This is a genomic window from Dechloromonas sp. ZS-1 (genome assembly GCF_039649255.1).
Taxonomy (GTDB): domain Bacteria; phylum Pseudomonadota; class Gammaproteobacteria; order Burkholderiales; family Rhodocyclaceae; genus Azonexus.
The window spans coordinates 58,985-81,017 of the sequence record NZ_JBDIYD010000006.1 but is presented as its reverse complement, the minus strand read 5'-3'; the positions used below and the strand labels follow the sequence as shown (position 1 = coordinate 81,017).

18 protein-coding genes and 1 pseudogene are annotated in these 22,033 nt (G+C 56.5%); 10 read left to right on the top strand and 9 right to left on the bottom strand.

Going from position 1 to position 22,033, the window contains the following annotated elements:
* Positions 1 to 7: 7 nt before the first annotated feature.
* Positions 8 to 982: a DNA-directed RNA polymerase subunit alpha gene (rpoA, locus tag AACO21_RS09900; protein ID WP_346192364.1), complete on the top strand. Its 975-nt coding sequence runs from the start codon at positions 8 to 10 to the stop codon at positions 980 to 982.
* A 57-nt stretch (positions 983 to 1,039) separates the two neighbouring features.
* A complete protein-coding gene (rplQ, locus tag AACO21_RS09895; RefSeq protein ID WP_346192363.1) occupies positions 1,040 to 1,438 on the top strand; it encodes a 50S ribosomal protein L17 in 399 nt (132 codons plus the stop codon).
* A 132-nt stretch (positions 1,439 to 1,570) separates the two neighbouring features.
* Here the strand turns inward: rplQ and AACO21_RS09890 are convergent, their stop codons facing one another.
* The 3 genes from AACO21_RS09890 to AACO21_RS09880 form a co-directional block, all read right to left on the bottom strand.
* Positions 1,571 to 3,112: a SpoIIE family protein phosphatase gene (locus AACO21_RS09890; RefSeq protein ID WP_346192362.1), complete on the bottom strand. Its 1,542-nt coding sequence runs from the start codon at positions 3,110 to 3,112 to the stop codon at positions 1,571 to 1,573.
* Between the two features lie 94 nt (positions 3,113 to 3,206).
* The gene (locus AACO21_RS09885) at positions 3,207 to 5,012 is read right to left on the bottom strand and encodes an ABC transporter ATP-binding protein/permease (protein ID WP_346192361.1); all 1,806 of its coding nucleotides are present in this window, start codon (positions 5,010 to 5,012) and stop codon (positions 3,207 to 3,209) included.
* 402 nt (positions 5,013 to 5,414) lie between these two features.
* The gene (locus AACO21_RS09880) at positions 5,415 to 5,948 is read right to left on the bottom strand and encodes a response regulator (RefSeq protein WP_346192360.1); all 534 of its coding nucleotides are present in this window, start codon (positions 5,946 to 5,948) and stop codon (positions 5,415 to 5,417) included.
* On the opposite strand from AACO21_RS09880, the pseudogene AACO21_RS09875 reads away from it, so the two are divergent.
* A pseudogene (locus AACO21_RS09875) lies at positions 5,946 to 6,344 on the top strand (ATP-binding protein); the annotation flags it as partial. The gene AACO21_RS09880 and the pseudogene AACO21_RS09875 overlap by 3 nt on opposite strands.
* 586 nt (positions 6,345 to 6,930) lie before the next feature.
* On the opposite strand, the gene AACO21_RS09870 reads toward AACO21_RS09875, so the two are convergent.
* From AACO21_RS09870 to AACO21_RS09860, 3 genes are read right to left on the bottom strand one after another with little or no spacing between them, the layout of a single operon-like run.
* Positions 6,931 to 9,669 (bottom strand): response regulator, encoded by a 2,739-nt coding sequence (locus AACO21_RS09870; RefSeq protein WP_346192359.1) that lies wholly within the window; start codon positions 9,667 to 9,669, stop codon positions 6,931 to 6,933.
* Positions 9,633 to 12,158 carry an ATP-binding protein gene (locus tag AACO21_RS09865; protein WP_346192358.1) on the bottom strand — a complete coding sequence of 842 codons (2,526 nt, stop codon included), beginning with the start codon at positions 12,156 to 12,158 and terminating at the stop codon, positions 9,633 to 9,635. The genes AACO21_RS09870 and AACO21_RS09865 overlap by 37 nt, the downstream gene beginning before the upstream one ends.
* 15 nt (positions 12,159 to 12,173) lie before the next feature.
* Positions 12,174 to 13,055, bottom strand: coding sequence for a transporter substrate-binding domain-containing protein (locus AACO21_RS09860; protein ID WP_346192357.1), 882 nt, complete (start codon positions 13,053 to 13,055; stop codon positions 12,174 to 12,176).
* A gap of 321 nt (positions 13,056 to 13,376) precedes the next feature.
* Here AACO21_RS09860 and AACO21_RS09855 point away from each other — a divergent pair, with 321 nt between their 5' ends.
* Complete coding sequence (locus AACO21_RS09855; protein WP_346192356.1) at positions 13,377 to 13,991, top strand: response regulator; 615 nt, start codon at positions 13,377 to 13,379, stop codon at positions 13,989 to 13,991.
* Positions 13,992 to 14,331: 340 nt separating this feature from the next.
* On the opposite strand, the gene AACO21_RS09850 is transcribed toward AACO21_RS09855, so the two are convergent.
* Positions 14,332 to 14,556, bottom strand: coding sequence for a hypothetical protein (locus AACO21_RS09850; RefSeq protein WP_346192355.1), 225 nt, complete (start codon positions 14,554 to 14,556; stop codon positions 14,332 to 14,334).
* Positions 14,557 to 14,840: 284 nt separating this feature from the next.
* Between AACO21_RS09850 and radC the strand changes: the two genes are divergently transcribed.
* The 5 genes from radC (at position 14,841) to AACO21_RS09825 (ending at position 18,609) form a co-directional block, all read left to right on the top strand.
* A complete protein-coding gene (radC, locus tag AACO21_RS09845) occupies positions 14,841 to 15,449 on the top strand; it encodes a DNA repair protein RadC (RefSeq protein ID WP_346192354.1) in 609 nt (202 codons plus the stop codon).
* 268 nt (positions 15,450 to 15,717) lie between these two features.
* The gene (locus AACO21_RS09840) at positions 15,718 to 16,278 is read left to right on the top strand and encodes a hypothetical protein (protein ID WP_346192353.1); all 561 of its coding nucleotides are present in this window, start codon (positions 15,718 to 15,720) and stop codon (positions 16,276 to 16,278) included.
* Positions 16,262 to 16,660: a hypothetical protein gene (locus tag AACO21_RS09835; RefSeq protein ID WP_346192352.1), complete on the top strand. Its 399-nt coding sequence runs from the start codon at positions 16,262 to 16,264 to the stop codon at positions 16,658 to 16,660. The genes AACO21_RS09840 and AACO21_RS09835 overlap by 17 nt, the downstream gene beginning before the upstream one ends.
* Before the next feature lie 173 nt (positions 16,661 to 16,833).
* Positions 16,834 to 17,208, top strand: a complete 375-nt coding sequence (locus AACO21_RS09830) for a hypothetical protein (protein ID WP_346192351.1) — start codon at positions 16,834 to 16,836, stop codon at positions 17,206 to 17,208.
* A gap of 198 nt (positions 17,209 to 17,406) precedes the next feature.
* Complete coding sequence (locus AACO21_RS09825; RefSeq protein WP_346192350.1) at positions 17,407 to 18,609, top strand: tyrosine-type recombinase/integrase; 1,203 nt, start codon at positions 17,407 to 17,409, stop codon at positions 18,607 to 18,609.
* A gap of 195 nt (positions 18,610 to 18,804) precedes the next feature.
* Here AACO21_RS09825 and AACO21_RS09820 read toward each other — a convergent pair whose 3' ends face one another.
* Together AACO21_RS09820 and AACO21_RS09815 are read right to left on the bottom strand one after the other, a co-directional pair.
* The gene (locus AACO21_RS09820; protein WP_346192349.1) at positions 18,805 to 19,161 is read right to left on the bottom strand and encodes a hypothetical protein; all 357 of its coding nucleotides are present in this window, start codon (positions 19,159 to 19,161) and stop codon (positions 18,805 to 18,807) included.
* Between the two features lie 100 nt (positions 19,162 to 19,261).
* On the bottom strand, positions 19,262 to 20,260 hold the full coding sequence (locus AACO21_RS09815) for a hypothetical protein (RefSeq protein ID WP_346192348.1): 999 nt from the start codon (positions 20,258 to 20,260) through the stop codon (positions 19,262 to 19,264).
* Positions 20,261 to 20,550: 290 nt separating this feature from the next.
* On the opposite strand from AACO21_RS09815, the gene AACO21_RS09810 reads away from it, so the two are divergent.
* On the top strand, positions 20,551 to 22,026 hold the full coding sequence (locus AACO21_RS09810; RefSeq protein WP_346192347.1) for a tyrosine-type recombinase/integrase: 1,476 nt from the start codon (positions 20,551 to 20,553) through the stop codon (positions 22,024 to 22,026).
* Positions 22,027 to 22,033: the final 7 nt, after the last annotated feature.

Here is a 22,033-nt window from a genome sequence, read left to right as displayed (position 1 = left end):
TTAGCCCATGCAAAGCAGTGGACTTCTGAAACCCCGCATTATCGACGTGCAGAGCGTCTCGCCGGTGCAAGCCAAGGTTGTCATGGAGCCGTTTGAACGCGGCTACGGACACACTCTGGGTAATGCCCTGCGTCGCATCCTGCTGTCGTCCATGCCGGGCTATGCGCCGACCGAAGTAAGCATTGACGGCGTGCTTCATGAATACTCCACCGTTGATGGTGTGCAGGAGGATGTCGTGGACATCCTTCTCAACCTCAAGGGTATCGTGTTCAAGCTGCACAACCGCGATGTGGTTACGCTGAACCTGGTCAAGGAAGGTGAAGGTCCCGTTCGTGCAGCTGACATCGAGCTGCCGCACGACGTGGAAATCATCAATCCGGAACACGTCATTGCTCACCTTTCCGCCGGCGGCAAGCTCGCCATGGAAATCAAGGTCGAGAAGGGGCGTGGCTATGTGCCGGGTAACGTCCGTAACCTGGGCGATTCCAAGACCATCGGCAAGCTCGTGCTGGATGCCTCTTTCAGCCCGATCCGTCGTGTTGCCTACGCTGTCGAAAGCGCCCGCGTTGAGCAACGTACCGACCTGGACAAGCTGATCGTTGATATCGAAACCAATGGCGTTGTCGAGCCGGAAGAAGCCATCCGCTACGCTGCCCGCGTGCTGATGGAACAACTTTCCGTCTTCGCCGATCTGGAAGGGACTGCCCCGGTTGCAGAAGCCTCCAAGCCGGCGCAAGTTGATCCGGTCCTCCTCCGTCCGGTGGATGATCTCGAACTGACGGTTCGCTCTGCGAACTGCCTCAAGGCTGAGAACATCTATTACATCGGCGATCTGATTCAGCGTACCGAGAACGAACTTCTCAAGACCCCGAACCTGGGTCGCAAGTCGCTGAACGAGATCAAGGAAGTGCTGGCCTCGCGTGGTCTCACGCTGGGTATGAAACTCGAGAACTGGCCGCCCGCCGGTCTGGAAAAGGCGTAAGCCTTTTTCGGATCAGGGCAGTCAAGGGACGCCTGCAGAACATAGAAAGGATTAACCATGCGTCACCGCAATGGACTTCGCAAACTGAACCGCACCAGCAGCCATCGCCTCGCGATGCTGCGCAACATGACCGTTTCCCTGCTCAAGCACGAGGCCATCAAGACCACGCTGCCGAAAGCCAAGGAACTGCGTCGTGTCGCCGAGCGTATGATCACCCTCGGCAAGACCCCGACCCTGGCCAACAAGCGTCTGGCTTTCGACCGTCTGCGCGACCGCGAGATCGTCGTCAAGCTGTTCGCTGAAATCGGTCCGCGTTACGCCAATCGTCCGGGTGGCTACCTGCGCATCCTGAAGTGCGGCTTCCGCGTTGGCGACAATGCCCCGATGGCTTTCGTCGAGCTGGTTGACCGCCCGGAAACGACCGAGGCTGTTGAAGTTGAGGACGCTGCTGAGTAATTTGCTCAGAGTGGTCACAAAAAACCCGCTGCCTAGGTAGCGGGTTTTTTTATGGCCGTTTTACGGCCTTTTCGCGTTTGGCAGGCGCGCTACGGCAGGAACTGGAGGTCGAGAGGCAGCGCCTTGGCGGCCTCAGGGGCAGTCAATGACCATCAGGGAGACATCATCGGCGGCTTGCATGCCGGCGAGATGGGTTTCGAGGGCTTGATCGATACAGGCAAAGCGCGCGCCGGCTGGGACACTGGCCGCGGCACGCAGAAGCGTATCGACGCCAAATTGCTCCCCTTGCGGATTGGTTGCTTCGCTGAGCCCGTCCGAATGCAGGATGAGCTGAGCGCCCTTGTGCCACGTAAATGCAGTGGGTGTGCCGTCGAATCCCTCGTTGGGGATAATCCCGAGCGGCAGCCCGGTCGAGGGAAAGGTGGCCGCAACGCTGCCATCGGTTTCCAGCAAATACGCCTGTGGCGTACCGCCGACCCAAATTTCGCCCGAAAGACTCACTTCGTCCAGGCAGAGTACGGTTGCCGCCACAAAGCGGCCGAGCGGCATGGATTCCTTGAGCTGCTGATTGAGTTCAAGGATCAGATCCTTGAGCGCATGATTGGTCCTCGCCAGACGATAGAAGATGGCCATGACCGGCAGGGCAGAGATCGCTGCGGTCAGGCCGTGTCCGGTGGCATCTGCCAGCAGGATGTAGAAGCGGCCTTCCGGAGAGCGGGCGGCCGCGACGATATCGCCACTGAAATTTTCGGCAGGCAGGACTTTGTAGCGTAAGCGGGGGTCTGACAAGCCGGGACGATGCAATTGCTTTTCCATGAGGTGCATCGCCAGTTGCTGTTCCGACTGGGTTCGGTCGTAATAGGAACGGAGCTCCTCCGCGTTTTCACGCAGGGTTCGTTCGGTTTCCTTCTGTCGGGTGATATCCCGAACCACCCCGATGAACATGGGTTGGTTGTCGAGCGCGATCTGCGTGATACCCAGGGTGATTGGGAACTGATGACCATCCTTGTGGCGGGCTTCCAGTTCTCGTTCCTGGCCGATGATCCGGGGCGCGCCGCCATCGCGATAGCGCTGCAGATAGTTGTCGTGCTGGCTGTGGTACGGCTCGCCCATCAGCATATTCACATTCTTGCCCAGCATCTCGTGCGGGGGATAGCCGAAAATCCGCTCTGTTGAGGGGTTGACCGTCTGAATAGTGCCGAATTGATCGATTGTGATGATCGCATCGAGCACGTTGTCCGAAATGGCCTTGACCCTGCGCAAGGAATCGATGGCCGCCTGTTGCAGGCCCAGCGAACGTTGTACGGAGCGTAGCTTTGCTTCCAGGACGACGAAATTGATCGGCTTCGTGAGATAGTCGTCGGCCCCGGCATCCAGGCCTTCCACCAGATTTTCGTCGCGATTCAGCGCTGACAGGAAAATCACGGGGGTCCAGCGTTCAGCACGTATTGCCTTGATGCGCCGGGCCGCTTCGAAACCATCCATGATCGGCATCATGATGTCGAGGAGGACAAGGTCGGGCGACTCTGCTTCGAATCGACGCAACGCCTCTTCGCCGTTTTCGGCAAGAATGACGTCGTGGCCGAGTTTCTTCAGGAAGACCTGAAGGATGTGAAGATTGGTGCGGTTGTCGTCAACCGCGAGGACCTTCATCTTTTGGATGGGCTGGGTCATGGATGAGCAGTAAGGCTGCGCGGATTTCCTAGGCGATCTATCCTACCACTTAGAAGTGATATGCGCGCCAAACCTTAAACTAAAGTAATAGGTTTTAGCGGTTTTCGGCCTGTTTTTCATCTTGTTGCAGTGCCCAGAGCCCCGCATACATGCCGCCGCATGCGACAAGTTCGCTGTGCCGTCCGGTTTCCATGACGCGCCCTTCCTGAAGGACGACGATCTTGTCTGCATTCATGATCGTCGAGAGCCGATGCGCAATGATCAGCGTGGTTCGCCCGCGCGCCACCTGTTCCAGCTGGGCCGAGATGGCCCGTTCGGTCCCGGAGTCGAGTGCGGAGGTTGCTTCGTCGAAAATCAGGATGGGCGGGTTCTTGAGCAAGGCACGCGCAATCGCGACACGCTGCTTTTCGCCGCCCGAGAGCTTGAGGCCGCGCTCGCCGACACGTGTCTCGTAGCCCAGGGGCAATGCCGCAATGAATTCGTCGAGTTGGGCCGCCTTGGCTGCAGCCAGGACGGCTTCGCGGCTGGCATCGGGGCGCCCGTACTGGATGTTGTAGAAAATACTGTCGTTAAACAGCACCGTATCCTGCGGAACGATCCCGATGGCCTGGCGCAGGCTGCTTTGCCGGTATGCCCGCAAATCGCGGCCATTGATCCGGATGGCACCTCCGGTGACATCGTAGAAGCGGAAGAGGAGGCGGGAGAGGGTCGATTTGCCCGCGCCCGAGTGGCCCACGACAGCAACGGTTTGGCCCGGTTCGATGGTCAGGTCGATATGATGCAGGATGGGCCGTGCGGCTTCATAAGCGAAGTCGACACCGTCGAAATGCACGTCCAGAGGGCCCGGAGGCAGTTCGATGGCATTCGGAGCATCGGCAATTTCGCGATTTTCTTTCAGCAGGCCGAACATGCGCTCAATGTCGGTCAGGGCCTGGCGGATTTCCCGATACACCACTCCGAGGAAATTCAGCGGGATATAGAGCTGAATCAGAAAAGCATTGACCAGGACCAGATCGCCGATGCTCATGCGCCCATCAACCACGCCCTGGGCGGCGCGCCACATCATGGCCGTGACACCCAGTGCAATGATGGCCTGCTGGCCCAGATTGAGCATCGCCAGGGTTTTCTGGCTGCGGACAGAGGCCGCTTCCCACTGCCGCAAATGGGTGTCGTAACGTTCGGCTTCCCAGGCTTCGTTATTGAAGTATTTGACGGTTTCGTAGTTCAGCAGGCTGTCGACCGCCCGGGTGTTGGCGGCCGAGTCGTTTTCGTTCACGGCGCGCCGGATGTCGATGCGCCAGTTGCTGACCATGATGGTGAACAGGATGTAACTGCTCAGGGATATCAACGTGATCACGACAAAGCCCGCATCGTACTGGACGAACAGGATGCCGATGACCAAACCCACTTCGACCAGCGTGGGCAGGATCGAATACAGCGAATAGGAAATCAGGCTGGAAATGGCGCGGGTGCCACGCTCGATGTCCCGCGAAATGCCGCCGGTCTGGCGCTCAAGATGAAAGCGCAGGGAGAGCGCATGCAGATGCCGGAAGACCTCCAGCGCGACGTGGCGCACTGCCTGTTGGGTGACGCGGGCAAACAGGATTTCGCGCATTTCCTGAAAGAGCGCCGTCGAGAAGCGCAGTACGCCGTAGAGTCCAAGCAACAGGGCGGGAAGGGCAAGTGCCTGTTGCCCGGGGCTGAGCGTATCGATCATCTCCTTGAAAACCATCGGGACGGCCACGTTGGCGAGCTTGGCGCCGATCAGGCAGCTCATGGCGGCGACGACGCGCACGCGGTAACGCCACAAATAGGGAAACAGGGTTTTCAGGGTGAGCCAGGTGTGGGGCGTGGCCAGCGGTTGGCCGGCGGGAGGGCGTTCGTGAGCGGAGCGGCGCATGAGTCTGAGTCCGGAGAATCACGCGAGTATATGAAATCCAACGACTTGGGTGTTGGCGGCCAAGCCTTCGTCGCTCGAAACGCTTGCGGGGCAAGGGGTTTTGACGATGTGACGGTCGATGTAATAAAGCCCTTCCGTGCTGTCTGGTTCATTTCTGGTTCAGACTCGAGTCGGGCGCCTTATGCTTTACGACGTGTCCCGACGAATGGCAGGAGCATTTGCAATCTGCTATTGGGGCAATTCACACTGGTTGGCTTTATGTTGAGGTCCCCTGAGGCCGAGATGGCGCCTGTTGCCATTAGCATCAGGCTGGTGATCGGTCTTAGCTGCCGGTGGGAGATCGGGCTGTGTCGGGCCGCAGTCTGTCGGTAAGCTGACCGTCAACTGCGAAGGTCTCAAACGTCAGCTTGCGGCAGTCTCTTTGAGAGAGAGCCAGCGAAGTAGCAATTGATAAAGGACTGCTGGCTCAGTAGGCTTCGTGATGAAATCGTTCATGCCTGCAGCTAGGCAGGCCTCTCGGTCTTCGTTGAAAGCATTGGCTGTCATGGCCAAGACCGGTACGTCCTTGTATCCCGGAAGTCCTCGTATTGCACGGGTAGCATCCACGCCATTCATAACAGGCATCTGCATGTCCATGAGGATGAGGTCGTAGCGAATTTCCCCGGTAAGTCGCAGCGCTTCGGCACCGTTATCCGCTGTATCGACCAGGAGTTGAACATCCCGCAGTACTTCTCGAGCGATTTCCTGGTTAATTGGCTCGTCCTCGACCAATAGAATTCGCTTATTTGCATGGTTTTGGCGAAGGGTGGCTTCGGCATCGATTACCGGCGCATCGTTTAGCTGATGAATTTTAGAATTTGTCTTTCTGAACTTCGCTGTCAGCCAGAACGTCGAGCCATGACCTTCAACAGTGTCGACGCCAACCGCGCCGCCCATAAGCGGGTCCGCTTCTTCTCGACGGTCGATCTGGTCAATGCCTTGGAACAGGAGAAGCAGGCCGGCAAGCAAGGCCAGATTGCCAACCGCTTGGTGCATGCCGATCTCGTGATCCTGGACGAACTGGGCTATCTGCCGTTCAGTCAGAACGGTGGCGCTTTGCTATTCCATCTGATGAGCAAGCTCTACGAGAAGACTAGTCTGATCATCACGACGAATCTGAGTTTCTCCGAATGGGCCAGTATCTTTGGCGATCCGAAGATGACCACTGCGTTGCTCGATCGTCTGACGCATCACTGCCATATCGTCGAAACCGGCAACGAAAGTTACCGTTTCAGAAACAGCTCAACCAAGAACAGCAAGGAGGTGAAAACGAGAAATTCAGCTGTGACCTGAGCCATACTGCGGCTCATCGGGTGGGTCAGATTTCAGTGCAAATCCCGGGTCAGTTTTACGTGCAACTCAACACCCCCATAACACTGGCAATTGGCTGATGTTGGTTGGAAGGCTTTTTTGCTCGCCAATTTTCTTATTAGGACAAATCCTTCACTTCATTTAAGGTTAGCACGAATTTGAGAAATTTAGCATCACTAGTAAATTCCCGTCCGCAATACGTGTGAAAGGATTTCCTTGCTGATAAAGCAGCCATATCAATGTCCGCTTTACATCAACCGTAACCGTGTGGGTCACGGCGATACCTCCTAGCGTCAATGTCGATGTCTGTATTTTTATAGCAACGCTCGAGCGCCAATTGGAAATACCGATTTACCGAAACGAAAAGCCTATGTCCAAGAGTAGCCGATGACAGCTAATTGACGAATTGCAGCCTGATTAACCGGATGAGCCAAACGTCCACTGCGGGCCGACAGCTCGCGTACGTCACCCTGCCGGTTAGCCGACAAAGACCGCTATTGAGCGCCATCAGTACTGAGCAGCAGCTAACCTGTCCTTAAGTTGGGAAGAGTGCCGTCTAGACTGCTCTTCATGCCATTTTTGAAATATCCATCAAAATTTGCAACGCGCGATCAAAGTCGTACCTATTGAGAAGCCTTGCAAACGAGCCCGCTTCGTTTCCAAGATAGCGGTTCAACTCAAGCTGATGTTCCTGATAAAAACTAACTGAACCAAAATCCGAGCCTGCCAGCATGTCCTCGATTGTTGATACGAGTTGGCTATCGATCGGTTTTGGCGATTCGGCAATTTCTGCCCCCATATCTGTCGCATTGCATTGGCCCAATTCAGCCCTGATGGCAGTGGCGAGTTCAGCAAATTTCCTTTCAGCAGCCATTGCAGCTGCAACCAGATCAAAGCTCGGATCGAGCTGTTGTCGGCCACGGATTTCAGCATCGATGGCAGCCACTTGAGCATAGAGAACGGAAGCCCCCATTGTTCCCGCTAGACCCTTCAACGAATGGACTGCACGTTGTGCACCGATGAGGTCGTTTTCGCGAGCAGCACTCAGGAGGATTGAAGCACTGCTGTTTTCAGAAAATTGCAGGAGTATTTTTCGATACAGATCCATATTTCCACCGACGCAATGCAATCCGGCGGAGGTATCGAGATCAGGTATTTCAAAGCCAACGGCACCTTCGTTCGCTCCTGAATTCAGGCTGATTCCGGGCTTCCGCGATGTCGCACCTTCGGAGGGGGAAGTCTTTGGCTGCTGCCTTGCGGGTAGCCAGCGTTCCAGTGCCGCATAAAGCAATTCCGGCGCAACCGGCTTGGCAATATGGTCGTTCATGCCTGCGGCCAGGCTGGTTTCGCGAGACTTATCAAAGGCATTTGCGGTCATAGCGAGAATTGGAATCTCTTCCCGGCCTGGTATCGCCCGTATCTGACGTGTTGCGTTGATTCCGTCCAAAACCGGCATGTCCACGTCCATCAGGATCAACTCGTAATCCCGTTTCTGTACCTTGGCTACGGCAATTTCGCCGTTATCGGCGACATCCGGTTGAATGTTGATACTGCGCAGGAGATCAATGGCTACCTCCTGATTGATAAGATTATCTTCGACGAGCAGGATGTCGGCACCCCCCCGATTTCTCAGCGTGATCTCTGCGCTAGTGGGGAGGAGGTTGCGCGCTGGCCTGCGCTTTCCCGTTAAGGCATCCTGTATTGGGTCATAAAGTGTCGATAGCGCCAGTGGCTTGACCAGGTTGTCGAAATACCCCGCTGCATCCAGACTGGCGCGTGATGGATCCTCGCCGTAGACCGTCAGCAATAGGCGGACGGGTTGATGCGACAACGGTATGCTGGACAACTCGATTCCTAAATGCAGACCATCGATGTCAGGAAGACGGGAATCGATTAGTAGCAGATCGAACGGATTCCCCCCCATTTCGGCATGCTGTATGCAATTCAATGCTGCCGCGCCGGAGTTCGCAAGTGTGACCTGCATGCCAAGCATCTCCAGCATGTCGCGTAATGCCTCACGGGTTTCTGGCTGAGCTTCAGCCAGCAGAATCGTCAGCCCCACCGTTTCAATGGATTCCCTTCGTTCGCGGAGGATCGTCTCGCCAAATCCTAACGGAACCTCGATCCAAAAGGTGCTGCCTCGTCCTGGCTCGCTCTCCACGCCGATTCGACCGCCCATCATGTCGATTAGCCGTTGACTAATAGCTAGCCCGAGCCCCGTTCCCCCGAACTTTCGACTGGTTGAAACGTCTGCCTGAACGAAAGGCTTGAACAGCAGCTTGCGTTGATCTTTCGTTAGCCCGATGCCTGTATCGATGACCTCGAAGCGGACAGTCAGTCCCTCATCGGATGCGCTTATCACCCAGGCACGCACCATGATGCTGCCTTCGGTTGTGAACTTCGCTGCATTGCTCATCAGGTTGAGCAGTACCTGCCCCAGGCGATGGCCGTCACCAACGAGGGTGGCCGGCAGGGCATGTAGGTCAGCTATGAGTTCGATCGCTCTTGAACCGATTTTTTCATGCAGGATGTTGCAAAGGTTCAGCACGACAAATTCCGGATCGAACTCTGTCTTCTCGATTCCGAGCTTACCTGCCTCAATCTTCGACATGTCGAGAATGTCATTGATCACGGAGAGGAGATGCTCTGCGGCACCGTCGATCTTGCTAAGGCGTTCGGACTGGTCGGGACGTGGGGCGTTTCTACGCAGCATGTGCGTCAGGCCAATGATGGCGTTCATTGGCGTCCGAATCTCATGACTCATGTTTGCGAGAAAGGCGCTCTTCGCCCGGCTGGCGGCTTCTGCGGCATCCTTTGCTGCTTCCAGTTCAGTAGTACGCTTCGTCACCTCCTGTTCCAGGGTCTGGCGATGAAGTTGCAACGCCTTTCGCAACTGCTCCCGCTCGATCAGGTTGCCAATCCTCTGTGCCGCGATGTCCACGTTGATCGGCTTGAGCAGGTAATCCGCAGCCCCGAGACGAAGGCCATCAAGTTCCGAACCGGAATCCGGCAGGGCCGTAATGAATACAACAGGAATTTCCGCCAACGAGGGGTCTGCCTTGATTCGCCGACAGGTCTCGAAACCGTCCATCACGGGCATCATCACGTCGAGCAGGATCAGGTCGGGATGGTGCATCCGTGCCATGATTAAGCCGTCTTCGCCGGTGGTGGCCAATTGGAACGAATATCTGTTGCTCATCGTTCTCGCTAGCACCATCAGATTCGCCGGTGTATCGTCAATCGCAAGAATCCGTGGCTTATGCTCAAAATTCACGCCACGCTCCGTTCCTGTAGGAGTGATGACCATCCCTCGCGCGTGGCCAATGCGCGCAATTTCCTTGCTGCCGCATCGAAATCGAGTATTACGAGGTCGTTCGATATACTTTCAGTAAGCCCTTCAGACGATGTTCCCGCCAGCATCTTCCGAAGCGCCTCAAACTCAGCAATTGCATCAAATAGATGCATCTCAATCAGGGGAATCAAAGACGCGACCATCTCCGCGACCAGCGCCACATCAACAAGCCGGAGCGACGGATGTTCTTCGTTTGCCGACGCCGGAGTGACATCAGCTTTGCCCAGCCATTTTCCGATCACCCGCTCCAGTTCACCCATGTTCACTGGTTTGACCAGAAAGTCATCCATTCCTGCATCCAGGCATCGCTGACGGTCTTCATCATACGCATTGGCCGTGAAGGCAATAATCGGGCAGTGCCTCAGCGATGCTTCTAGCTGCGCCTGGCGAATTCGCGCGGTCGCCTCAAATCCGTCCATTTCCGGCATGCAGACATCCATCAGGATGAGATCAATGTCAGATTGACTGGAGAAATGTTGGACAGCTTCGTGACCATTCTCGGCTTCGATCACGTTCAGCCCCTTTTTCGTGAGGGCGACCTGAATAACCCTGCGGTTGAACAGGTTGTCGTCGGCAACCAGAATCGTTCCGGAAAAATTTGCGTACTTGTCTCGCTGTAATGAACGTTCCGCTGCAGAGATCGGAGATTGTTCCGCCATTCTCGTTGCGCGGATACTGAACCAGAAGCGGGATCCCTTACCTGGCAGCGACTCGACGCCGGTATTTCCTCCCATCAACAGGGCGAGCTTGCGAACGATGCTCAATCCCAAGCCTGTACCTCCAAACTGCCTCGCCGTAGAGGAGTCTGCCTGAGTAAATGGCTCGAATAGAGAGGATAACTTGTCTTGGTCGATCCCGATCCCGGTATCACGCACTGAAAATTCTAGTTCTGCATGGTCGCCATGGGTCGCAATCTGAGTCAGAGAAACCTCGATTTCACCCCGCTGTGTGAATTTCACCGCATTGCCGATCAGGTTGCCCAGCATTTGCCGCAAGCGATCACTGTCTGCCTTAATGAACACCCTTTCGGGCAGGTTCGATCTGACGACGAGATCGATTTGTTTGCTTCGCGCAGCTTCGGAATACAAGCGGGCACATCCGTCCAGCAGTAACGCCGGACTGCACTCTACCAATCGCAATTCCAGCTTGCCGGCCTCTACCTTGGACAGGTCGAGAATGTCGTTTAGCAGGGTAAGCAGGGTGTTGCCGGAATCGTTGATGATCCGAATGCAATCGCGACGCTCAGACTCTGGCATTTCATGCGCGTTCAGCAATTGCGCCATGCCGAGAATTCCGTTCATAGGCGTCCTGATTTCGTGGCTCATCATCGCCAGAAAGTCGGACTTCGCCCTGCTTGCCTCTTCGGCCTTGCGGACATTCAGCTGCAAATCTTCGGTCAGCGACTGAAGTTTCTGATAGTTGATTTGAAGTTCATCTTCCAGTCGCTTGCGGCGGGCAATTTCATCGGCCAGGAGTTGATTGTTCGTTTGAAGTGCCAGGCTTCTATTGCGTTGACGATGGAGCGCAATGGTGGCAGTCAGCAGCAGGAGAGGAAAGACAACCAGCGTAATCAGGATAAATCGGGAATCCAGCGCCCCATCCAGATCCTCTTTTGGAATCAGTGTGATCAATGAAAGTGGGGTTCCTCTGACTTCGCTGCGAATGGCCCATTGTGAGCCGTTCGATTCAACTTCTCCTTTCGCCAAGGATGGGATTGACATTACGGCGTTAAGGGGAAGGCTCGATAGCTCCACCGCGGAAGCTTCACTTGTCCATCGCCGACTGGTCGAATTTGCAAGGATGGCAGCGCGTCCATCGGTCAGGTACTCCTGAAATTTCCATTTGGCTGGCGAACCGAAAAGCAAGTAGCTGATATTCCCGAGGTCACTGATCGTTACCACAGCCCCTCGGTAGGCGCCCTTAAAGTTGACAGGTACTGCAATGATGACGTGCCTGCTGTGCATATCGAACTGCATCAGGACCTCATCCGCGTTCCCGGACAGCGGCAAAGGCAGGGGGGGGGATGGCGGAGCACCTTCAGTCAACGCAACGCCGCGCTCGTCATAAAGCACGATCTGATCAAAAATCGGAACGCCGAGAACTTTTCGTTGTGCTTTTTTTCGTGCGAAGTAATCATCAATCGCCACGAGATTGGAGAGCAGGCCATAGCGCTGCGACATGCCCAATGCCGCGTTGATGAAATAAGCCTCGATCTCGTAACGTTCGACAATCTCCCTGACTTCATTGCGACGATCGTCGATGTAGGCCGTCAAGGTGTCGGCTCGTCGCTGACTTTCCATGAGCACTCGTTCATCCATCGACTGGCGCAGGCTGTTCTGCGCCGAGTCCGCGTACCAGAGCAAAACAAACGAGTAGCAGCAGAACAGCACTGCGATCCACGGTAGCCAGCGCGTGATCTCCAGTTTGTTCGGTTCTTGCGACATAAACGTGTGCGGTTTTCAGTTCCGACGGGAAAAAAAGTCGGGGAAATAGCGCCGGATCCCTGGGTAGTACTTATCGACAAGGCGGTCATAGGTCCCGTCGGCTTTTATTTGCTGCAGATAGGTATTGAATTCCTTGCGCAGTTCTGGCGCATCCTTGGGAAAGGCAGCCGCGAGATCCTGATACTCTGAGATCGGACCGATAACCTTGATTTTTCCAGCCCATTTTTTCAAGTCGATAATGGCATCGGGAACGTCAAGCAGCGTCAGTTCAGCCTCCTTGTTGATCAGCGCCGGCACCATTTCGCTGAGATTGGAACTCCGGTTGTATGCCTTGAGGTCGATTCCGGATGCCCTCAGGCCGTAATTGGAGGGGTCAAGACACGTACGCTCCATGACCAGCAGGCTCTGTTTTCCAATCAGCGCTTTGGTTGAAGCGATGTCTTGGGCGAGACTCTTTGACTCTTTGATAGGTTGCAGCTTGGAGTCGTGTCGGGCAACCAGCAGGACTTGCGATGGAAAAGTTGGCTTCGAGTACAGCAAGACCGCCTCTCGCCAAGGCAGTACCGTGAATCCGGTGGCAATCATGTCGCCCTTCACAGGGTAGTTGCCCGTCAATGACACCTCATCACCCTTGCGCACCGGATCTTTGCCAAGGAGGTCGCGAATGACATTGTAGAAGTCGGAGACAACCAAAGAATAACGAACCCCGATATGCTTGGCGAACCCTTGGACCAACTCGACATCGAAACCATCACCCGATCCCGTCACGAAGTTGGCGTATGGGATTCCAAGGTGACGTAATTCTCCACGGGCTTGTATTTCCTTGAGATCTGCTGCCGATGCCAAGTTTCCCGACCATAGTCCTAGACATAAAGCTAACTTGAGAATCAAGTTCATTTTATTACTCCCTGTTGCAGTTATCGTTTTCATGAGTACGCGCCATTTGGGCGGCCTTCCCTGGGCTTCGACGTAGTTTGGTGATCGTTCTTGTCATTGATCGGTAAGTGTTCGTGAAATGACTAGAGGGGAAGTTGCCCAGGAAAATTAGGGCGGGCGGATTTGCATTCGACGGCCGATTTCAAGGGTTTCAAATGGTGCCCATGGACAGATCCCTTCTTTTTGCGTGGGAATCCTGCACCCCATGCCTGCCAAGATCAAACGCTGGCAAAATATGAAACCACGGTTTCATATTTTTGATGCTGCTGTCACGGAGATGCCATGGATAGGACCAAGAACTACTACACCACGCGCGAGGCAGCAAAGCTGCTCGCCATATCGGTCCGTACGGCGCAACAGTGGGTTGATCGAAAGATTCTCGAGGGGTGGAAGACCGAAGGCGGGCATCGCCGGATATCAGCAATGTCGGTCGATCGGCTGCGCCACAAGAGTGGGCAGGTTAGTGACGGAAGCTTTCCCGCTCCATCGCTTCGCGTACTAATCATCGAAGACAACCAGTCGATGTTGCGGCTTTACCGGATCAATTTTTCACAGTGGCCGTTTCCGGCCGAAATCTTCTCTGCCCCCAATGGCTTCGAGGGACTGGTGATGGTTGGCGAAATCGCGCCGCACTTGCTGATTTGTGACTTGCGCCTGCCCGGCGTAAATGGGTTTCAAATTGTTCGGTCACTTCGCGAAATGCCTCGCTACCGAGATCTGTTTATTGTTGTTGTGAGTGGGATGGAACTAACCGAAATTGATGCACACGGCGGACTGGATAATTCGATAGATTTTTTGGAAAAGCCAGTTAGCTTCAAACGATTGAAATTCATTGCCGAAAATGTATTCAACACAACCGCAGCATCTCGCACCGGCATGAAATCAGAAAAACCGTGAAAACACCAAAAAAATACAACATGAAGGCCCGACATCCCCCCGTTTTCAGTAGCAGTGGGCTTTACAGTCAGTGGGCGTCGCCACGTTCATGGATGCCTGCTTCTCCAAGCCACCAACTGCCGCTCTGGGTGGCAAGCGGATGAAGCAGGTAGTACCAAAGCCGTCATTGGTATCGTTAGAGCACAAATGGCCGGTCTGTCTTTAGAACCGGACATTTGCTTTTAGAAGCCCACCGTCGGCTATGGCCGAGATGCCGCCCTCGGTTATGCCGATATACGCTCCTGTCTGACGCGCTGAGAAAAACCCCGGGAAGTTACCCCCGGGATTTTCTCGACATCAATCACGCCTCCGCACAGTAGGCAATCACGTCCTCCGCAGAGAGTTCGAAGCAATATCCCGCCTCGGCCATGTTCAGGAAGGGATTAACGATCATGAACCCTCCGAGATTGGCGATGCCGCCAACACCCTTGCGAGACTTGATCGCCGTCAGACCAATGCTCTTTGCCATACGGCGCGCGCGTTGTTCCAAGGCCTTCACTGCGCGTTCTTGTTGATTCAACATCATGGTGATCTCCAAAACAATGAAGAGAGGACTGGAGGCGCCCGGGGTATCCATCCCTGCTTCAGTTCGGTATAGACGGGATTGTCCAAACCGCAGCTGAATCACCTTGCCACAATCAGTACCGGTAAGCCGGCACAGCCCAAGCGTTCCGCAAAGAATACGCTCGGCTCGATAAGAGCTCAAGGCTGCAAGACGTAAGAGCATGTTTGCTCAAACAGATTTCATTCTCCTGACCCCGGTCGCTGCAAGGCGCCCGGGGTTTTCCTTTTCTGACTAGGAGAATTCCAATGCTTTCACCTCCCCCTATCCGGGCGATGCCGACGCCCGCCTTGCTGGCTTTGCTACTCGGCGAAGAAGCCGCCGCGCGCTTGGCCGGCCGATCCTTGATCGAAATCTTCGCACTCCACGCTGGCCGTACCCTGCTTAACGAGGTTCATGCCGGTTATGGCCCTGAGCGCACGCTGGAGGCCTGCAAGGAATTGATGGCACGGGCGCTCGCCGAGACCATGCGCTTGGGCGATTGCCTGAGTGATCCTGCCACCATCCGCGATTACCTGCGCCTGACCGCCGCCGGTCTGCCCCATGAGGTCTTCACTGTGTTGCTGCTCGACGCCCAGAACCGCCTGATCGACTGCGTCGAGCTATTCCGAGGCACGCTGACGCAGACCTCGGTCTATCCCCGTGAAGTGGTCAAGCTGGCCCTTGAGCGCAATGCAGCCGCCGTCGTGCTCGCCCACAACCATCCCTCGGGTGTCGCTGAGCCGAGCGCAGCCGATAAAATGCTCACCCGCTCGCTGAAAAGCGCGCTGGCCTTGGTCGATGTCCGCGTTCTCGATCACTTCATCGTGGCCGGCACGACGACGCCGGTGTCCTTCGCCGAACGTGGCTTGCTCTGACCGTAATCACCGTCATGTCCTTCTATCACTCCTGAACGTGGAGCCTGCCATGCTTCCTTTACTGATCGGCCCGGTCGTCGAGGCCATCGTCATTGCCGCGGCCACCGCGGTCGTCAAACAACTGCTTGATGACGATCCGCGCCGCAAGTAGTACCTCTGACCCCAAGGCGGACTTGCCGCCTGCTGTTTCTCTCTCCTGTAACGCCGATGCCCTGCTGGGTATCGGCGTTTTCCATTTCTGACCTGCATTCCTTTACCGGAGACAACCATGACCACCCAGACCCCGCAGTACTTGAAACTGAAATCGGCCGAAGCGCAAAAGCTCGGCAGAAATGGCGGTTCGATCACCTACGTGATCCTGACCGATACCGATTTCCAGCAGTTGTATGTCAGCATCGTCGCCAACGACAGCGGTGGCTACTTCAGCACCGAAATCGCTCCTTTCGAAAAGATAGAGGCCTGCCTGCCGGCGGATCGCGCCCAGCCGTTTGCGGCCAAGGCCTTGATTCCGGCCTTTGTCAGTCGTAGCGCCAACCAGCCTTCTTTCTGCGCCGCATTGCTGCGTGCCGAAGGGTTGACCGCTGCCGTTGACGGCAAGCCGCACCTACATCAGATCGCCGGCGACTGGGCGGCCTGGAAAGCGGCAATGCTCGCCTTGCCGAGTGAGCCCTATGTTCCACCGGTCAAGGCCGCTGCCGCGACGAGCACGATGACCCGGCAGGAACTGCCCGGTGAAACTGAAGGTGGGGAGCATCCTGGCCGGCGTAAGAGCAAGAAGCTGCGTGTCGCGAAACCGGCCGAGGAGGTTGTGCATGCGCATCCTGCGTGATGAAGCAGCTATCGCTGCCTTGCCAGATGACGCCCTGCGCCGGCTGATCGAGAAACGCGTGGCCGAGATCAACGAGTGCTGTCCGTGGGATGCCGACGAGCTCGGCTACTTCATTGTGGTCGAGCCCGGCGACAGCACCGATGCACTGGAGGCTGAGATCGGGTTTCCAGTGATGCGCGGCCTGTTGGATGACATCCCATTCCCCGAGGAGGGGTTCTCGCCCAGCTTTGAGTGGGCGGAGACACATGTCGAGGGTTTCTACGAGCTGGTCTACATCGTCAACGACGGCGGCTATGGCTACGACATATTCATCGCTGACCAGCCCGGCGCTGACCCGGGCTTGCTCGCCATGTGCCAAGCCTACGCCACGCCTTCCGTCTAATCCGGCATCTACCGCTATTCCACTACAGGCGCCGTGAGCCTCGCGCTCATGGCGCCATTTTTACGTCTGGAGAATCTGCAATGACCTTCCTTTCCTTGATTACACCGCCATGGCCGATTCATGGGTGTGGCCGGCTGTCGATCACCGTCCTCTTGGCCCGGAGTGATTGAGCCATGAATGCGCAAATATGCGACCCCCTTCTGCGGCCGTTCGCTGGCAATGCGCTTTCCCGGCTCGATGAAGCCCAGGTCGAGCACATGATGGAGCGTAGCGCCATTCTGGCCAGTGAAGCCGGCGTCCAGCCGCCGGCACTCTGCGACGCGCTCGCCTTGCTGGAGGTGCTGCGCCTGTATCCAGCCGTACTCACGGGCCTAGCCGCGCTGGAAATCGAACTCGACGGCGCAACGCAGTGGCTGCTCACCACCGATCTCGACCTGGCTCGTGTCTACCTACGCGACATCGGCGGCACCGAGATTGCCGTTCTCGACCCCGCCGACGTCGTCCGGACGCAATACGGCGGCGTGGCCCTGCTTGGCACGCTCGGCTGAGCGGCACAAAACCTTCGTAAAAACCGGAAATGGACCGGACGTGTCGATAGCGCCTTGGCTGTGGCCGGGTGCCTTCGCACGTTCCCAAGTCCTTGTTCAACCCATGGACGACCCCGAAAAATGATCTCGTGTAACTCGAAGGATAGAGAAGACTCGACACTTTTTTCGGGGGCGTCTGAACCTCGCCGAGGAGATGCGATGAAGCGTCAAATTCGTTTTATCCGGAAAGTGCTCGATAGCCTTCCGCCGTGCCCGCCGGATCATGGCAGCAAAGAACTGGAATTCACGTCGCTCGAAGCGCCACCGGGATTGCGCTTCGTCGTCAGCAAGCGTGGCGTCAAAAGCTGGCTGTTTCGATATTCGATGCCGGAACCTACCGGCAGCGGCCGTAAGCGCGCCGTCAAGCTGGGTGCCTACCCCGGCCTGGAGCCCCCCGAGGCCATCAGTACCTGCCTCGAAATGCGCGGCCTGATTGCGAAAGGGATCGACCCGCAAGAGCAGCGCAAGCAAATCGAGCAGAAGGACATCACCCTTGATCGTTTCTTTCGGGAAGAGTACTTCCCGAATGCCCAGAATCTGCGCGACGTCAAAGGGATCGAGGGGCTATGGCGGATTCATCTCTCGCCGGTATTCGGTAAGTTGCGCTTTAGTGAGCTGAAAACCGCCGACATCGTCCGCTTTCATGATGCGAAACGAGTACAGCTTAGTGCAGCAACGGCTAATCGCATCCTGGGGATGCTCAAGCGTGTTGTGAACGTTGGAATGCTGCTTGAACGCTGCGATCGAAATCCCTGCCGGGGTATCAAGATGCATGCCGAGCAAAATGTGCGCATGCGGACATTGTCCGGTGACGAGCTGAAACGTTTCCTCGCCGCATTGGCCGAAGAGAAGTCCCGCGTCATGGCGGATGCCCTGCTGTTTGGCCTTGCTACCGCCGCTCGCCGCGAAGAATATCTTCAGTTGAAATGGTCCGAGCTTTCTGTCGAGGAACGTATCTGGCGCTTACCGGCCGCACGAGCCAAAAGTGGTAAGGCCCGCGTGATTCCGCTCAACGATATTGCGCTGAAGGTGCTGGCGACCCGGGCTGAAGCAGGGAAAGTGGAGTATGTCTTCCCGGGCCGGAAGGGGAAAGCTTTGGCAACCCCCGAGCTAGCCCTCAAAAGGGTGATCAAGCGCGCCGGCATTACCGATCTCAAAGTGCACGATCTTCGCCGATCCGCAGCCACTTTGGTTTTGAATGACGGTGGCAGCATGAGTCAGACCGGGGGGCTGTTGGGCCATGCGCCGGGAAGCACAGTCACGGCGACAAGGTATGCCTTCCTGGGTGATGAAAAGCTGTTTGATGCCAGCCGGCGTCTCAACAGCGTGATCACGGCCGCTTGCGAGACCTCATCGGAATAAGAAGAGGCAACGGCTGACGCCGTTGCCTCTTCTACCGCTTCATTTTTTTCCGAGCAGAATCCCCTCGACGTTCGTCACGTCACTTGAACATGGCTGGTTTCACTTTCTGCACGGGGGATATGTAGCAGTCAAAATGAAACCAGTGGTCGGCACATCCGGCCTGAGGCCCCCGCCATAAACAGCAGTAGTTGCTTGTCACGCCCCGCGCTTTTCCAAGCGCAACGGGATCGATGATCCCGCTTCGACCAAGGTAATCCGGAAAGATCGGCCTGGCAGCTTGGCAATTTTGATCAGGCCGGCGGCTTCAAGTCGATGCGCGGAATCCGCCGCTGCCCAGCGGGAGAGATTGACGCGGGCAGCCATGTTCCTGGATATTTGCACGGTCGGTGAACGACGGATCGTGACGAGCATCCAGAGCGCAATGCAGAAGTGCATCCCCTTGCCCGCCGGTAACGCGGCTGCAGCTTTCTCAAGCCAATCCATGCGGACCGGGCGTGGCTCGCTCGGATTGATGCGGATGCGCGGCAAATGGTGCGACTGGCTGGCTGACATAGGCGACTCGCGGAGGGTTCGGTTATCGTCTTGTTCGATGCCGACGAGCGACGGGTGGCCCGTCGTCACCACCCCGGGTGACGAGGGGTTACCACTTACCTCATTCGGACTTGGCGAGGTTGTCACCTAAGCCCTCACCATGGCCGGATTGCGTGACCTGCTGACGCAGCGAGGTCAGCGAAGACCACAGCGTATTGATCAACGTATCCTTCTGGTGATGGTTGAGCTTCGTCAAGTCAGGCAGGGCTGACATGTCCGCATTCAGCAAGGGGTCATCGACAACCGGCGGCAGCAGCAGATCGGCCAGGCTGACCTGCGCCAAGGGTCTGGACACTGAATGCTTGAACTTGAACTTGATGCGCAGAACGGGACCGTCCGTGCGTGATGCCGGCATGTCTTCGGCAACCAGGAACTGCTCGGCCTGTGACAGCACTGCACCTAGTCCGCTGCCTTTAGGGGCGTGCAGGATGATCGGTGTGTCCGCGTTGCCGCCCGTGGCCATCTGCCTGGCCCGCAGTTTTCCCCCGAAGTCTGTCCACTGGCCTGTTGTCAGCATGGCCGCCAACGACACTGACGTCTTGCCGCTTTGAGTAGCATAGCCTTGGCAGGGGTCGGTCAGCATCACGTGCAGCCAGCATTGCTCCAAGTGGTAAGCGACCAGCAGGACTTGCATTCGGCCATGATCCCGTGACTGTACTTTCTCGACCTGGACGGGAAGCGCGCGAAACGTGATGTGCTCGACATGGCCCGGCTTCAGGCCGAGTTGCTCGTCGATCTGGTGATAGGCCTCACCGCGCAACGCCAGCACCTGCTTGAGTAAGCGTTTCCGTTCCGCCGTTGTGGCAACGTCGGCCGATGCCTGCTTTCCTTGTGCACGCCGTGATAACCACTCGTCGTAGATTGACTTGGGCAGGACTTCGCGGAATCCGAGCGCTTTTCCATAGGCAAGCAGCACCTTGGCCAGGTCGCGATTCGACATGAGCGTTAGCGCCAGAAACTCCTGAATGACCAGGGACAGCATTCTGGCCCTGGATGGTGCGTTTTTACCCGTGAGTAACTCAAGCGAAAAGTATTCACGGTTTTTATCCATGGCATTCATCTAATCGGCCTATCCATAGTCATTTTGCGAGTGTAGATCACGAACGCTGTTCTTGCGATGCTCCTTGATGGCCTCCGCGGGGTGATGGCGGTTTTCGATGCGGTCCTCCGTGGGCGTAATGTCACATCGAAAATGTGCTAGCAACCCCGTTCGCGAAATTTATACGCAATAAAATCATCGGCTTACAAGCGAAAAAATTCAAAATCGCTGTTTTCGATGGAGGAGAAATCGGTCATCATGGCTGCCATCGATTCCTTCTTTTTTCTCCTCGATAGTCTTCATTCCTCGCCATGACATCAAGTAAACAGCTCAGCGACAGTGACGTGCTCCGCGTCGATAGCGTAAGCCGCCCTTCGGCCTCCGTGATCGATCTGGCGAGCTATCGCCAGGGGGAGAGCGGCCGTGGTGTCTCGGGCAATGCGAACACGGTTTCAGCAATGTCTCGCCGCCAACGTGCAAAGCAGCCGGCCAGCCTTCGGATCGAAAACGCGTTCCAGTACTTGAGCGAACTGCCCTCTACTGTCGCTGTTCAGCTCAGGGACTATCAGCGGTCGTGGGAGAGATTTGAATCGGGGTTGGGAGCGAGACCCCAACCCCAAGTCCAGATCAGCATTCCCGGCGCACCTGACTTGGCGATCCAGGCGTACTACACCGGCACGCTCAAGTGGCGAGTCCGCCACCCTGATCCGCTGACGGGCAACTGGACTTGCTCGATTCTCGATTCGCTTCCGGAAATGTCATTTGCTGGCGCTGCCGCTGCGCAAGCGAAATTGCTCGACGACGTTGCCATGGGCGTTCTGCCAGGCATCGGCAATCGGATGACTCTCGATCAAGCAGTCATCGAACATGTCTTCCCAAACAGCGAACGGAACGGCAAGAAGTCACTGCGCAATGACCGATATCGGTACCCCAAGCACGTGAAACGGCTGTGGGGGGCGATGTTGCTGAGCGCGTTGACCGAGCCTGTCATACGACGTGGTGTCGAGGAAATTCGCAGCCTGGAAACGCCGGCCAGCGCCGAGAAACATGTGGCCTTGATCAAGTTTATCTGCCGTGACTTGGAAGCTCTGCGCTTGATCGCCTACAACCCTGCAGCGCGCATCAAGATGCGCCGGGTTGAAAACCCCGTTCTCGTCATTCCGTCCGACGAGCAGTTGGCGAAGCTCGGCCGTGTGCTGATGTCAGGACCGCCGACCATCAACAGCGATTTTTTCCTGGTCCAAGCGCTCACCGGTACGCGCAGCCGGGAACTCCAGTACGCCCTGGTCAGCGACCTTGATGTCAACCGGAAAGTGTTGATCGTTCGTGAAACGAAAAGCGGCCGGATCGAAGAAGTGCACCTGTGTGATGCCGCCTTGACAGTGCTGATCCGGCGCAAGTCGCTGGCAACCGGGCGCTATCTGTTTGGCTCAAAGCGTGGTGATCGCCCGATCGGGTACCCCCGGCATGCCTTTCTCAAGCTGTGCGGGCAGGCCGGTGTTACCGGCATCACGTCGCATGCATTTCGCAGGGGTTTCGCTACCGCCGTTGTTCAAGCGCCGGGCGGAACCAGTCATGACGCTAGCAAGCTGCTCCGGCATTCCAACGTGCGGACGACGGAAAAGTTCTATCTGGTGGCAACCGACAGCCGCTTGCAACAGGCTGCCAACGCGGCAGGGCAGGCCATTGCGCATCGCCTTGGCCTCGACCCGAAAGGGCGGCCCTACCTCCGTCCTTCCGTGCGCAGTCTGGTGGTACCGGATCATATTCGGCTGGTGGCGGCCTGATGCTTGC

Coding starts and splice junctions, on each gene's coding strand:
- rpoA (WP_346192364.1), top strand. CDS start 8: ATGCAAAGCAGTGGACTTCTGAAACCCCGCATTATCGACGTGCAGAGC.
- rplQ (WP_346192363.1), top strand. CDS start 1,040: ATGCGTCACCGCAATGGACTTCGCAAACTGAACCGCACCAGCAGCCAT.
- AACO21_RS09890 (WP_346192362.1), bottom strand. CDS start 3,112: ATGACCCAGCCCATCCAAAAGATGAAGGTCCTCGCGGTTGACGACAAC.
- AACO21_RS09885 (WP_346192361.1), bottom strand. CDS start 5,012: ATGCGCCGCTCCGCTCACGAACGCCCTCCCGCCGGCCAACCGCTGGCC.
- AACO21_RS09880 (WP_346192360.1), bottom strand. CDS start 5,948: ATGGGCGGCGCGGTTGGCGTCGACACTGTTGAAGGTCATGGCTCGACG.
- AACO21_RS09870 (WP_346192359.1), bottom strand. CDS start 9,669: ATGGTCATCACTCCTACAGGAACGGAGCGTGGCGTGAATTTTGAGCAT.
- AACO21_RS09865 (WP_346192358.1), bottom strand. CDS start 12,158: ATGTCGCAAGAACCGAACAAACTGGAGATCACGCGCTGGCTACCGTGG.
- AACO21_RS09860 (WP_346192357.1), bottom strand. CDS start 13,055: ATGAACTTGATTCTCAAGTTAGCTTTATGTCTAGGACTATGGTCGGGA.
- AACO21_RS09855 (WP_346192356.1), top strand. CDS start 13,377: ATGGATAGGACCAAGAACTACTACACCACGCGCGAGGCAGCAAAGCTG.
- AACO21_RS09850 (WP_346192355.1), bottom strand. CDS start 14,556: ATGATGTTGAATCAACAAGAACGCGCAGTGAAGGCCTTGGAACAACGC.
- radC (WP_346192354.1), top strand. CDS start 14,841: ATGCTTTCACCTCCCCCTATCCGGGCGATGCCGACGCCCGCCTTGCTG.
- AACO21_RS09840 (WP_346192353.1), top strand. CDS start 15,718: ATGACCACCCAGACCCCGCAGTACTTGAAACTGAAATCGGCCGAAGCG.
- AACO21_RS09835 (WP_346192352.1), top strand. CDS start 16,262: ATGCGCATCCTGCGTGATGAAGCAGCTATCGCTGCCTTGCCAGATGAC.
- AACO21_RS09830 (WP_346192351.1), top strand. CDS start 16,834: ATGAATGCGCAAATATGCGACCCCCTTCTGCGGCCGTTCGCTGGCAAT.
- AACO21_RS09825 (WP_346192350.1), top strand. CDS start 17,407: ATGAAGCGTCAAATTCGTTTTATCCGGAAAGTGCTCGATAGCCTTCCG.
- AACO21_RS09820 (WP_346192349.1), bottom strand. CDS start 19,161: ATGTCAGCCAGCCAGTCGCACCATTTGCCGCGCATCCGCATCAATCCG.
- AACO21_RS09815 (WP_346192348.1), bottom strand. CDS start 20,260: ATGAATGCCATGGATAAAAACCGTGAATACTTTTCGCTTGAGTTACTC.
- AACO21_RS09810 (WP_346192347.1), top strand. CDS start 20,551: ATGACATCAAGTAAACAGCTCAGCGACAGTGACGTGCTCCGCGTCGAT.